The 13,898-nt window shown below is 30.8% G+C and carries 12 protein-coding genes; 10 read left to right on the plus strand and 2 right to left on the minus strand.

What is annotated here, in order from left to right:
* The first annotated feature begins 9 nt into the window (after positions 1-9).
* The 9 genes from G594_RS0103535 to G594_RS0103575 all read left to right on the plus strand — a co-directional run bounded on the left by G594_RS0103535 (position 10) and on the right by G594_RS0103575 (position 8,038).
* A complete protein-coding gene (locus tag G594_RS0103535; protein ID WP_027097300.1) occupies positions 10-699 on the plus strand; it encodes an amino acid ABC transporter ATP-binding protein in 690 nt (229 codons plus the stop codon).
* Positions 700-940: 241 nt separating this feature from the next.
* Entirely contained in the window at positions 941-1,624 is a 684-nt protein-coding gene (locus G594_RS0103540) for a DUF969 domain-containing protein (RefSeq protein WP_027097301.1), read from the plus strand.
* Between the two features lie 19 nt (positions 1,625-1,643).
* Positions 1,644-2,573, plus strand: coding sequence for a DUF979 domain-containing protein (locus G594_RS0103545; protein WP_027097302.1), 930 nt, complete (start codon positions 1,644-1,646; stop codon positions 2,571-2,573).
* A 19-nt stretch (positions 2,574-2,592) separates the two neighbouring features.
* Positions 2,593-3,234, plus strand: coding sequence for a pyroglutamyl-peptidase I (pcp, locus tag G594_RS0103550; RefSeq protein ID WP_027097303.1), 642 nt, complete (start codon positions 2,593-2,595; stop codon positions 3,232-3,234).
* Positions 3,234-3,653 (plus strand): gamma-glutamylcyclotransferase family protein, encoded by a 420-nt coding sequence (locus tag G594_RS0103555; protein WP_034865866.1) that lies wholly within the window; start codon positions 3,234-3,236, stop codon positions 3,651-3,653. Before pcp ends, G594_RS0103555 begins: the two co-directional genes overlap by 1 nt.
* 185 nt (positions 3,654-3,838) lie before the next feature.
* The gene (locus G594_RS0103560; protein WP_027097305.1) at positions 3,839-5,413 is read left to right on the plus strand and encodes a ClC family H(+)/Cl(-) exchange transporter; all 1,575 of its coding nucleotides are present in this window, start codon (positions 3,839-3,841) and stop codon (positions 5,411-5,413) included.
* A 15-nt stretch (positions 5,414-5,428) separates the two neighbouring features.
* The gene (locus G594_RS0103565) at positions 5,429-6,352 is read left to right on the plus strand and encodes an ABC transporter ATP-binding protein (protein ID WP_027097306.1); all 924 of its coding nucleotides are present in this window, start codon (positions 5,429-5,431) and stop codon (positions 6,350-6,352) included.
* Positions 6,345-7,055, plus strand: coding sequence for an ABC transporter permease (locus tag G594_RS0103570; protein WP_027097307.1), 711 nt, complete (start codon positions 6,345-6,347; stop codon positions 7,053-7,055). Before G594_RS0103565 ends, G594_RS0103570 begins: the two co-directional genes overlap by 8 nt.
* Before the next feature lie 89 nt (positions 7,056-7,144).
* A complete protein-coding gene (locus G594_RS0103575) occupies positions 7,145-8,038 on the plus strand; it encodes an HD domain-containing protein (protein WP_027097308.1) in 894 nt (297 codons plus the stop codon).
* 228 nt (positions 8,039-8,266) lie between these two features.
* Here the strand turns inward: G594_RS0103575 and speE are convergent, their stop codons facing one another.
* Together speE and speD are read right to left on the minus strand one after the other, a co-directional pair.
* A complete protein-coding gene (speE, locus tag G594_RS0103580) occupies positions 8,267-9,109 on the minus strand; it encodes a polyamine aminopropyltransferase (protein ID WP_027097309.1) in 843 nt (280 codons plus the stop codon).
* Between the two features lie 13 nt (positions 9,110-9,122).
* Entirely contained in the window at positions 9,123-9,536 is a 414-nt protein-coding gene (speD, locus tag G594_RS0103585; RefSeq protein ID WP_027097310.1) for an adenosylmethionine decarboxylase, read from the minus strand.
* A gap of 492 nt (positions 9,537-10,028) precedes the next feature.
* On the opposite strand from speD, the gene G594_RS0103590 reads away from it, so the two are divergent.
* Entirely contained in the window at positions 10,029-13,784 is a 3,756-nt protein-coding gene (locus G594_RS0103590) for a phosphoribosylformylglycinamidine synthase (RefSeq protein ID WP_027097311.1), read from the plus strand.
* Positions 13,785-13,898 lie beyond the last annotated feature (114 nt).

The raw sequence follows: 13,898 nt of genomic DNA on the forward strand, positions 1-13,898 counted from the left end.
GTGATATTTATGCTAAAAGTTAGTGGGTTAACTAAGAGCTTTGGAAAAGTAGAGGTTTTAAAAGGGGTAGACTTAGAAATTAAATCAGGAGAAATATTAGTTGTTGTGGGGCCTTCTGGTGGAGGTAAGACTACTCTTTTAAGGTGTATTAATGCACTAGAGGAAGCAGATTCTGGGAATATAGAAATTAATGGCAAAGAATTATGCCATAGTGGTAAGTATATAGATAAAAAGGGGCTTAAAGATATAAGAAGATATATAGGGTTAGTTTTTCAGGGATTTAATTTATTTCCTCATATGAGTGTTTTAGAAAATTTAATAGAGGCACCTCAAAAGGTATTGGGGATAAAAAAAGAGGTTGCTATAAATAAGGCTAAGGAAATTTTAGGATTTTTAGGACTTGAGGATAAAATTAATAGCTATCCATTTCAGTTGTCAGGTGGGCAAAAGCAGAGGGTTGCAATAGGAAGAGCATTAGCATTAGAACCTAAGCTTATATGCTTTGATGAACCAACTTCAGCTTTAGATCCAGGGTTAACAGATGAGGTGGCAAAGCTTATAAAAAATTTGAGTTTAACTGGAATGGCTACCCTTATAATAACACATGATATGGATTTTGCTAAAAAGGTAGCACACAGGATTGTATCTATGGATAAAGGAAAGTTAATTGAAGGTTTAATTTTTGAACAAATTAATTAGGGGTAAGGGGAGATTTGTAATATAATCTTCTCTTTTTTTATAAAATAAATTTTGGGTAACAACTTATTAGTTGAAGCAAGTTGGTATAAAAAAGTGAGAAAAATATATGAAAAATCGACAAAATGATATGTAATTATATAATTTATTTATAAAATGAGAATTGTAATCGTGGAAAAAGGTCGAAAAATTAGTTATAATAAATTAAATTAAGCTTGTACAAAAGAGAAGGGATTGATTAAAAGTGGCTTTAATTGGAATATTAATTATTATTGTAGGGTTCGCATTAAAACTTAACACAATTGCAGTAGTTATATCGGCAGGGGTTGTAACGGGGGTAGTAGCTGATATGAGCATTGTAGAAATACTTAGAACCTTAGGCGAAACTTTTGTAGCAAAAAGAGAAATGTGTTTATTTCTTTTAACATTACCAGTAATAGGTTTGTGTGAAAGATATGGATTAAAAGAAAAGGCAATTATGTTAATAAAAAAGGCAAAAGGATTATCTACTGGTAAGATAATTAGTGGGTATTTATTTGTAAGAGAAATTGCTATTACACTATCAGTTAAATTAGGTGGACATCCTCAGTTTGTAAGACCTCTTATAAATCCAATGGCTCAAGGAGCAGCTATAGCAGAGTATGGAGAAATTGATAAAAAGGACGAAGATAAGATAAAAGCTTATTCTGCAGCATCAGATAATATAGCAAACTTTTTTGGACAAAACGTATTTATGGCTAACTCAGGAGTTTTATTAATTGCAAGTACACTTGGTACTTTAAATTTACCAGGGCTTGGAGAAACTGTTGATACACTAGCAATAGCTAAGGCATCTATTCCGGTTGCAATAATAGCCTTTATATTAGGTGTATTACAAAATTATTTATTAGATAGAAGCTTAAAGAGAAAGTACGGAATAAAGAAATAAACTAAGGAGGAAAATCTAGATGGATATAAAAGCACTTTCAGATATATTATTGAACATATTCTATGTCATGGTTGGATTAATGATGATATTAACTATGATATATACATTAAAAGATAAAAAACATAAAACTAGATATGGTACAGCGGCATTTTGGGGAATATTAGCAGTTATATTTATATTTGGACAGTTTATTCCAGCTGAAGTGGTTGGAGGGTTGATAATAGTTATAGCTATATTATCAGGATTTAATCAAGTTAATATGGGTACAATTAAGCAGTTAGATAATACTTTTTCTAGGGTTAAGGCTGAAAAGATAGGGTTAAAAATATTCTTACCATCACTAGTTATAGCTTTCGTTGCACTTGCAATTGCTCAATTTACACCTATATCTGGTGTGGCAGCTATAGGTATTTCAGCAGTAGCAGCTCTTATATTAACGCTTATAATTACAAGATGTTCAGTTTCTGAAGTAGTGGAAGATAGTGATAGAATGCTTCAATCAGTAAGCTCTACAGCAATTTTACCTCAGTTACTAGCAGCATTAGGTGCATTATTTACAGCAGCAGGTGTTGGAGATATTATATCTAATATGATTTCAAATGTTATTCCAGAAGGTAATATTTGGCTTGGGATAACAGCATACTGTGTAGGTATGGCATTATTTACAGCAATAATGGGAAATGCTTTTGCAGCATTTACTGTAATAACAGTTGGTATAGGTGTTCCTTTTGTATTTATGCAAGGTGGAGATCCAATAGTAGCCTCAGCTCTTGCAATGACAGCAGGGTTCTGTGGTACATTAATGACTCCTATGGCAGCAAACTTTAATGTTTTACCAGTGGCACTATTAGAAATAGAAGATAAAAATGCAGTTATAAAAGTACAATCTGTATATGCCATAGTTTTACTTGCAATACATATTCCATTAATGTATTTCTTAGCATTCTAAAGATAAAGGAGAGATAGATATGAAAGTTTTAATAACAGGATTTGATCCATTTGGTGGAGAAAAAATAAACCCTGCATTAGAAGCAGTTAAAAAGTTACCTAATGAAATTTCAGGAGCTGAAGTTATTAAGTTAGAAATACCTACAGTTTTTAGAAAGGCATTAGAAAAGATAGAAGAGGCAATACAAGAACATAATCCAGATATAATAATATCTATAGGTCAAGCAGGTGGAAGATTTGGAGTTACTCCTGAAAGAGTAGCAATTAATATGGATGATGCTAGAATAGAGGATAACGAAGGGAATCAACCAATTGATATAGCTATATTTGAAGATGGAGAAAATGCATATTTTTCTAACTTACCTATTAAGGCTATGGTTAAGGAAATGCAAGAAGGTGGAATTCCATCATCTGTTTCAAACTCAGCGGGAACATTTGTATGTAATCATGTAATGTACGGTGTATTATATATGATTCATAAGAAGTATACAGGTAAGAAGGGTGGATTTATACATGTACCATATATTCCATCACAAGTAGTTACAAAGCCAAATACTCCAGCAATGTCCCTAGATGACATAGCTAAGGGAGTAGAATTATGCATTAAGGCAGCTGTTGAAAATGACACGGATTTAAAAGCTGTTGGAGGGACTATCTGCTAATGAGTCAAATAAAAATGTTTGCTTATGGAAGTTTAAGAGAAGGCTTTTTCAATTATGATAAATACTTAAAAGGGAATGTCATATCTAATAGAAGGGCTAAGATTAAGGATGTAGTATTATATCATATGCCCTATAAAGGATATCCAGCTGTTTTAAGTGGTTTAGGTGAAGTAGTTGGGGAAGTTATGGAATTTTCTAATTATGATGAAGTAATGGAGGCAGTTGACAAGATGGAGGGAGTTCTTGGAGAAGGCAATCCTAACAATGAATATAATAAAGTCTTGGTTGAAGTAGAATTTGAAGATGGTACAAAAGAAAAGTGTTATTCATATTTTTATAATAAAAGTATTGATACAAGATTCCATGATGAAGCAGTTCTAGTTGAACATGGGGATTGGAAAAAGCATATGACAAAATAGGAAGAACTTAAAAACTCTTTCTTTACTAAGAATATTCGTAAGAAAAAAATCTTACGAATATTCTTTTTTTGAAGTAATTTAGCTAAATGCTAAATTCATATATAATTTACAACAATAAAATGAAAAAAAATACAAAATAGTATAAAATGTATAGTGGACTATTGTAACAGCTTGGGGGGAGCAAAATGAGTAATAAAAAAAATGGAATATCAGAAATAATTAATCACAGACATAGTTTAAGGTTTAAGTTGGTTGGAGAAGCCACCATTATAGGAGCTTTAGTTGGAATAGTAATTGTATTAAATAGAATATTAATTACTAAATTATCTCCTTTATTTAAAACTTTATATAGTGATGCTAGTAGTAGTTTCTTGAACTTATTAAAAGTTTTTTGTGTTGTAATTTTAGTTGGAATAATAGTAGGAATTATGGTGAAGAAGGAGCCTATGATATCTGGAAGTGGAATACCACAATTAGAAGGTATTTTAGGAAAAAAAATAAAGATAAATTGGTTGAAGGTATTATTTTATAAATTCTTCGGAGGAATTCTTAGTTTGTCTGCTGGACTTTCAGTTGGAAGAGAAGGTCCATCTGTACAAATGGGGGGAGCTGTAGGAGAAGGGTTTTCTAAGGTTTTTAAGAGAATAAATATTGAAGAAAAGTTTTTAATAACAAGTGGTGCAAGCGCTGGACTATCAGCAGCATTTAATGCTCCACTATCAGGAGTAATATTTGCATTAGAAGAGGTGCATAAAAATTTTTCTCCGTTAGTTTTATTGTCAGCTATGGCATCATCTCTAGCAGCAGATTTTGTTTGTAAACAGTTCTTAGGCTTAGAACCAGCTATGAGTTTTAAAAATGTAGATGTTTTTCCATTGAAATATTATTGGCTTTTATTGATTATGGGAGTTTTTGTGGGTATTTCAGGAATGATATTTAATAAGGGATTGCTTAAATCTCAAGATATATACGGAAAACTAAAAAAAGTACCTGTAGAAATTAAGGTTGCTATTCCTTTTCTTTGTGCAGCAGTGGTTGGAATAATGTCCCCTATATTATTAGGTGGAGGACATGATTTAATAATATCTTTAGTTAATGAAGGTTTTACACTTAAAATCTTAATCATATTTCTTTTGATAAAGTTTATTTTCACCTTTGTTAGTTTTGGATCAGGAGCACCTGGAGGAATTTTCTTTCCATTATTAGTATTAGGGGCTTTGGTAGGAAATATATTTGGAGTTATTGTTTGTAATGCCTTTGGATTACCAAGTGAATATATTGTAAATTTTATTATATTGGCTATGGCTGGGCATTTTGCTGCAATAGTTAAAGCACCAATAACAGGGATAATTTTAATTACAGAAATGACAGGGTCATTTGAGCATATGTTAGCGCTAGCTTTTGTAGTTATTATTTCTTACTTAACAGCTGATATACTTAAATCAGAGCCAATATACGAAAGTCTTTTAGAAAGAGTATTAAAAAATAATAAAAGAGAAGCAGTTCTTCAAAAAGGAAATAAAACCTTAATAGAAGTGGCTGTATTCATGGGAAGTATTATTGAAGGTAAATACTTAAAAGAGGTAGATTGGCCTGAAGATTGTTTATTAGTGGCTATTAAACGAGGTGATAAAGAAATAATACCTAAAGGTAATACAAAGATAGAAGGTGGAGATTTTCTTGTGGTTTTAGTTGCTGAAGATAGAGTAAGTCAAGTTTTAGAGGAAATAGAAAGAATAGCTACTAAGGTTGTTGGCTAAAGAGTGGAGAGAGAGATGGGGAATGTGCTTAGTTTAGAAGGTATTAGTAGAGAATTTAATAATAAGGAAGTATTAAATAATGTTAATTTAAGTATTAAGGCTGGAGAAGTATATGGATTAGTAGGAGTTAATGGCTCTGGAAAGAGTACACTGATGAAAATTATCATGAATACTTTAAAAGCAACTAAAGGAAATGTTTATTTATTTGGTAATAAGGTTACTGAATATGATAAAGATGTTTACAAAAGGATAAGTGCAATTATTGAAACACCAATATTTTATGAGGAGCTTACCATAGAAAAAAATCTTGAAATAGTATGTAGATATATGGACTTAAATCATAAAGAAAGAATAGAGGAAGTTAAAAAGCTTGTTGGATTACATGGAGTATTAAAGAAGAAACCAAAGGAGCTTTCTTTAGGCATGAGAGAAAGGGTAGCAATAGGAAGAGGTTTATTAAATAGGCCGGATTTAGTTATTTTAGATGAGCCTACTAATGGGTTGGACATTATTAAAATTAAAGAGATTATAGATTTAATAACTAATTTAAAAAGAGAAAGGAAAACCTCATTTTTAATATCTACACATATGCTTGATAAACTAGAGGTGTTAGCTGATAGGGTGGGATTCTTATATAATGGTTCTATTGGCTATGAGTTAGGTGGATATGATTTAATTGATGAGAAGAGAGATTATGTAAAGCTTGTTTGTGATGATGTATCTAAAGCTGCATTTGTAATTGAAGGAAAGCTGGGGATAAAAGGATATAAGGTCATAAATAATAATGTTATTAGGCTGTATGATTTAAAGGAAGATTATAATAAAGTAATTTTTGAATTAATAAAATCCGGCGTTTTTGTTGAGAGCTTCAATAGGAATAAGAGAAAATTACAAGAATTTTTTATGGATATTATATCGGGGGGCAATATTCATGATTAAATATATAAGAATAGAACTGGACAAAATAAAAAAGAAAAATTGTACATGTATAATGTTAGCTATTGTGTCAGTAATAACAATATTAGGAATTTACTTTTACTATAGCATAAATGTATCTAACAAAACTTTAGGAATTAGTGTTAATCCTTTTTCTTATGATGGAGTTCCAGGAATAATCGAGGTTTTGTACAGAGGTGTAATGATAATAATTGGGGGACAATTATTAAATAGGGCTATTATAGATGAATACGAAAAGGGAACTATTAATATACCATTTACTTGCGGAGTTAATAAGGTGAAATTTTTGGTGAGTAAGATTATATTAGTTTGGCTTTCTATTTTAGCGGCAACTATCTTGGGACAAGTAATATCAATAATTGTTTCTTCATTTATAGCTGTAAGTTTTAATTTTGCAAGTGCTTCTTTAATGTTTTCAGAATTAAAAGAATGTATTGTTATGACTATCTATAATGATTTATGTTTTTCATTTATAGCCTTTATTCCACTATATGTAGGAATGGTTAAAAAATCTACAAAGGCTTTAACTGGATTTTCAATAGTAATATTTTTAGTTACAACAACAGGGTATGAACAAGATTATTTAAAGATGTTTTCTATAGGAATACCTGCTATTCCTTTAATAATAGGTATAATTGGTATTGTATCCATAATATTATCAGTAAGAAGAGGAATAAAAATATAAAAATATTTAGGGCAGTCAGAAATGGCTGGCCTTTTTTGTATTATTTTTATTTAAATATCCATACTAAGTTGGTAAGGATGGTGTATATAATGGGAAAGAAAAGTTTAAAAGAATGTAAATGGGGAGAAAAAATAGAAGTTTCCCTTATGATAAACAAAATTTTAGATAGAAATGAGAATATGCTTTGGGCCTATGCAGGTGATAAATATAAAGAGATAAAATGTTTGTTTTCTTCAGATGTTTTATTAAATGAAGGGGATGTTGTTCTATTAAAGGGGCATTACGGAGAGCCCTTTAAACCTGATAAAGTTGAATGTGTTAAAGAATATAACATTGAAGATTATTTACCTACAGTAAAAAGACCTATTAATGACATAATGAATGAATTAGAAAATATGACAAAAGAAGAAGTAACATCAGAAGAAGGTAAGGCGTTAAATGATTATTTCTTTAAGAATGAGAATTTTGTAAGTAAATTTAAAAAAGCAATAGGAGGAGTATATAATCATCATAACTATTTAGGAGGTTTAGCTGAACATACATTAAACGTTATGTATTTAGCTAAAACTTTAGCTTATAGATATGATATAAAATACAAAGAGATTGCAATATTAGGGGCAAAGCTACATGATATAGGGAAAGTCTATGAGATGAATTATGATGGACCATTTTCATATACAACAACAGGAAGTCTTCAAGGACATATTGTAATGGGAGTAACCATGATTGAAAAAGCTTTTGTAGAAAGTGAATTAGATTTTAGTGAGGATTTTAAGAATAGAATAAAAGGAATTATTGTACAACATCATGGTAAATTGGAGTTTGGTTCCCCTGTTCAACCAAGAACTGTAGAATCTTATGTAGTACATTATGCTGATTATGTTGATGCAACTATGAATAAGTTAGATATAATTGGAGAAGGAATTGGAAAAGGTGAATGGAGTAGGTTTGACAAGAGGATTGAGGGAAGAGTACTCTATTAAAGCAAGAGAGGATGGATTAATATTAAAAATATAGGCGAAAATATAAGTTCTTAAGTTTTTAAGAACTTAAGAACTTAAGAACTTAAGAAGTTATAGTAAAAATGCGGTGTTCAATGAGTTTTGCTTTAGATAAAGTATAATTTGAAATACACAATAACTTTTAATGAAATACATAAAAGGAGCTATCGCTAGCTAATTTTTTTAATTGCTAATGCGATAGCTCCAATATTATTTTAATAACTCTTTAACGTAGTTTGGTAAAGCGAAGGATGCTTTATGTACGTCTTTGTTATAATATCTATCTTTTAAGTTTAAGCTGTTATAAAATTCTTCATCAAAATCATTAACTGGATGAAGCTTTTTTGAAGCAAATCCAAAGAACCAATAGCCAGAAGGATAAGTTGGAATCATATATTGATATACTTCACAGATTGGAAATATATCTTTCAACTTCTCGTTGGATCTTTTCATTTCCTTCTTATTCATATCATAATATGGACTTTCTCCTTGATTAACAAGAATACCTTTATCTGTTAATGACTCATAGCAATTTTTATAGAATTCTCTTGTAAACAAACCTTCACCAGGTCCTATAGGGTCTGTAGAATCAACTATTATTAAGTCATAAAGATTTTTTTTGTTTTCTACAAACTTTATTCCATCTTGAAAATATAGGTTAACTCTAGGATCATCTAATTTACAAGAAGTAAAAGGTAAATATTCCCTTGCGGCTTTAACCACTTCTTCATCAAGTTCAACCATATCTATTCTTTCGATTGAATTAAATCTAGTAAGTTCACGAACTGTACCACCATCTCCGGCTCCTATTACTAAAACATTTTTTATATCTTTATTTACCATTATAGGAACATGAGTTATCATTTCGTGATATATAAATTCATCTTTTTCAGTAATCATAGTCCATCCATCAATTACAAGGACTCTTCCAAAATCATAGGTGTCTATTACATCAATTTGTTGAAATTGACTCTTTTTAGAATAAAGAGTTTTCTTTACTCTCATTGAAAATTTAACATTATCTGTTTGATTCTCTGTGTACCAAAGTTCCATATTGTTCTCCTTTCTAAGCTGTTGGTTTATGAGTTACTTGTTCAAAAGTTGTGTGGGAAAAATTTTTGATTTTTTCTACCATGCCTCTTGCAACTTCTGTTGACTCACTTCTCTCAGAGCATAATTCTTTTTCGAGATAATCAAAGCCTATCCATGGATTAACTGAATCTCCACAAGTGTATAGATCTACTGATGCATATCCATATTCAGGCCATGTATGGATTGTTAAGTGTGACTCTTGTATAATTACAGCTCCACTTACTCCCCAAGGATTAAATTTGTGAAAACAACTAGTTACTATGGTTGCGTTTGACTTAATTGCTGCTTCACACATAATTTTTTCAATTTTTTCGTGATTCCCTAAAATATTAGAATCACAATTATAAAACTCTACTAAGATATGTCTTCCTAACTGTTCAAGTTTCAATTTAAAACCCCCTTAATTTTATATTTCCCTTAGGATAGGTAAGAAAAATTATGAAAAAATTTCGCAAAAGTTTAGTTAAACTAAACTTAAAGTTAAATAATATTAAACTTCACAAGATATAGTATACATAGATGGTTTGTTTTGTCAATAAATATTTATTCATAATGTGAATATGTATTAGATTCTTAGATAATAATATAAATGACCTTTTAGGTTGCGTAGGTTTCTTTGCCGGTAGTTGTAGCTATCGGTATTTTTTTGTACATAAAGGTTATGTCTTTATAAAAATATAGAAGTAAACATTCGTATATACGTATATTAAAAAGTAATATATATATAAATATACGGATATATACGAATGTTGTTATTTATAACTATAGTTAATATTGACAATAGATACAAGGAGTGTTAATCTTAAAATATAAATACGAAGGATAAAATAAAATTTAGATGTAACATTCGGTATGACAATTAATGGGTGGAGGTATTTAAATGATGAATATCAGATGTGTATTCGTTGAAAAGAAAAAAGGTTTTGACGTAGAAGCACAAAGTTTATTAAGTGACTTTAAGAGCAATTTAAGAATGGACAACCTACAAGAAGTAAGAGTTATTAACAAATATATTTTAGGGGCAGTTTCAGAAGAGTATTATAAAAAAGCATTAAATACTATATTTTCTGAATTAACTGTAGATAGGGTATATGAAGAAACATTACCACTTGAAAAAGGAGATATTGCTTTTGGAGTAGAGTATCTACCAGGTCAATACGATCAAAGAGCAGATTCAGCATCTCAATGTTTTCAATTATTAACTAGTGGAGATAGAGTAGAAGTAAAATCTTCAAAGGTTATAATTTTAAAGGGAGATTTATCAGAAAATGATATAGAAAGAGTTAAAAACTATTATATAAATTCTGTTGATTCTAAAGAAGTTGCTATAGATGATAGAACTATAGATACACAACTTAGCATTCCTAATGATGTTCAAATCTTAGAAGGGTTTAATGAAAGAAATCTTGAAGCTTTAAAAGAGTTCCATAGTGAACAAGGCCTTGCAATGAGCATTGATGATTTAAAGATGATTCAAGAATACTTTAAAAATGAAGAAAAGAGAGACCCTAGCATTACTGAAGTAAAGGTTATTGATACTTATTGGTCAGACCATTGCAGACATACAACATTCTCAACAAAAATAGAAAAAGTAGAAATTGAAGAAAATAAATATACAACTCCTATAGTAAAAGCTTATGATGCTTACATTAAGTCAAGAAATTTTGTATATGGAGAAAATACAGATAGAAATGAAACCCTTATGGATATAGCATGTATCCTAGTTAAGGAAATGAGAAAGAAGGGCATGTTAGAGGATTTAGATGTATCTGAAGAAATAAATGCATGCTCAATAAATATAGATGTTGAAACAGATAAAGGAATTGAAAAATATCTTTTAATGTTTAAAAACGAAACACATAACCATCCAACTGAAATAGAACCTTTTGGTGGAGCTGCTACTTGTTTAGGTGGAGCAATAAGAGATCCATTATCAGGAAGAACTTATGTATACCAAGCAATGAGGGTTACAGGTTCAGCAGATCCAACAGTTCCTGTAGAAAAAACTTTAAAGGGAAAATTACCACAAAGAACTATTACACTAGGAGCAGCACATGGATATAGCTCATATGGTAACCAAATAGGTCTTGCAACAGGAGAAGTTGCAGAGGTTTATCATCCAGACTATGTAGCAAAGAGAATGGAAGTTGGTGCAGTAATTGCAGCAGCACCTAAGGAAAATGTAGTTAGAGAAGAACCTACCTTAGGAGATGTTGTTATCCTATTAGGTGGTAGAACTGGTAGAGATGGTGTTGGTGGAGCAACAGGTTCATCAAAGGAACATACTACAGAATCAATAAATACTTGTGGGGCAGAGGTTCAAAAAGGTAATGCACCTACAGAAAGAAAGCTTCAAAGGTTATTTAGAATTCCAGAAGCAGCAAAGATGATTAAGAGATGTAATGACTTTGGTGCAGGTGGAGTATCAGTTGCAATTGGAGAATTATGCAGAGGGTTAGATATAGATTTAGATAAGGTTCCAAAGAAATATGAAGGGTTAGATGGAACAGAACTTGCAGTATCAGAATCTCAAGAAAGAATGGCTGTTGTAGTAGAAGCTAAGGATGTAGAAAGATTTATGAAGTTTGCTGAAGAGGAAAACTTAGAATCTACAGTCGTTGCAGAGGTTACTGATAATGAAAGGTTAAGAATGTACTGGAGAGGCAATAAAATAGTAGATATTCATAGAAGCTTCTTAGACACAAATGGAGCAACTCAAGTTACAGATGTAAAGGTAGTAGCACCAGAAAATTACCCATACAATGTTGGAACAGTTAACGTTAAAGATAAGTGGCTTGAAAATTTAAAGGATTTAAATATTGCATCACAACAAGGATTAGTTGAAAGATTTGACTCAACAATAGGGGCAAGATCAGTACTTATGCCATTTGGAGGTAAGTATTCAAAAACTCCTTCAGAAGGTATGGCAGCTAAGATTCCAGTTATGAATGGAGAGTCAAAGGATGCTTCACTTATGACATTTGGATATAATCCTAACTTAGGTACTTGGAGTCCTTTCCACATGGCATTCTATTCAGTAATTGAATCAATTACTAAGATAGCAGCTATGGGTGGAGATTACAGAAAAGTTAGACTTACATTCCAAGAATATTTTGAGAGATTAGGTAAGAAGGCTGAAAGATGGGGAAAACCATTTGCAGCATTGTTAGGGGCATATAAAGCACAAGTAGATTTAGGAATACCAGCAATAGGTGGTAAGGACTCAATGTCAGGAACATTTGATGATATAGATGTACCACCAACATTAGTATCTTTCGCTGTGGGTTATGAAAAGGCAGAGAGAATTATTTCACCAGAATTTAAGAAGATTGGGTCAAAATTAGTTCTTCTTATGAGTGAAAAATTAAGTGATGGAACAATAGATATGGATAAGTTCAAAAAGAACTTAGAAGTATTATATTCACTAATAGGAGATAAAAAGGTTATATCAGCTTCTTCATTAAAGTTTGGTGGAGCAGCAGAAGCACTTACAAAGATGTCTTTAGGAAATAGAATAGGTGCTAAGTTCTCTAATTTAACTGTAGAAGAGTTGTTTGGATTAAACTATGGAACACTTTTACTAGAAGTAGAGGGAAATGTTGATGTACCAACTGAATTTGCTGGTACAAGCTTTAAGGTTGTAGGTGAAACAATTAGTGAAGAAAGAATAGTTTCAGGAGATTATGATATAGACTTCACAATTGAGGAACTAGAAAAGTCCATAGAAGAAAAATTAAATGGAGTATTTAAGATAAGTACTGAGAAGAAGGAAGAAAAGGTTGAATCAAAGCTTTATACTGAAAGAAATACTTCTAAACCAAGGGAAAGAATAGAACATCCAAAGGTTGTTATTCCAGTATTCCCAGGAACAAACTGTGAAGATGATTGTACAAGAGCCTTTAGAAAAGAAGGAGCAGAAGTTGTACAAGTTCTAATTAGAAATTTAAATAAAGAAGCATTAATAGAATCAGTTGATAGATTAGAAAAAGAAATTAGAACAGCTCAAATAATTATGCTTCCAGGTGGATTCTCAGCAGGGGATGAGCCAGATGGATCAGCTAAATTCATAGCTACAGTATTTAGAAATGAAAAGATAAAAGATGCTGTAATGGATCTTTTAAATAATAGAGATGGATTAATGTTAGGTATCTGTAATGGCTTCCAAGCATTAATTAAGTTAGGTTTAGTACCTTATGGTGAAATCAGAGATATCGAAGAAGATATGGCTACATTAACTTATAACAATATTAATAGACATATGTCTTCAATAATAAGAACAAGAATTTCTTCAGTTAAATCACCTTGGTTCAGTGAAGTAAATGCAGGAGATATTCACAATGTAGCAATTTCACATGGTGAAGGAAGATTTGTAGCACCAGAAAGTTTATTAAAGGAACTTGAAGAGAATGGACAGATAGCAACTCAATATGTTGACTTTAATGGAGAAGTATCATTAGATATGCCATACAATCCAAATGGATCAATGTTAGGAGTTGAAGGTATTACAAGCAGAGATGGAAGAATCTTAGGTAAGATGGGTCACTCTGAAAGAATTGGAGAAAATTTATATAGAAATGTTCCAGGAGAATTTGATCAAAAGATATTTAAATCAGGAGTTAATTACTTTAGAAAATAAAGTGGTTAAAAATATATAAATATAAAAATAAAACAATATATAAATATACCAATATATATTTATATAAATATGTAAGAAAAATTATGGTTGAAGGTAATAGATTATTAATTAGCT

This window comes from Clostridium paraputrificum AGR2156 (assembly GCF_000424025.1).
Taxonomy (GTDB): Bacteria; Bacillota; Clostridia; order Clostridiales; family Clostridiaceae; genus Clostridium; species Clostridium paraputrificum.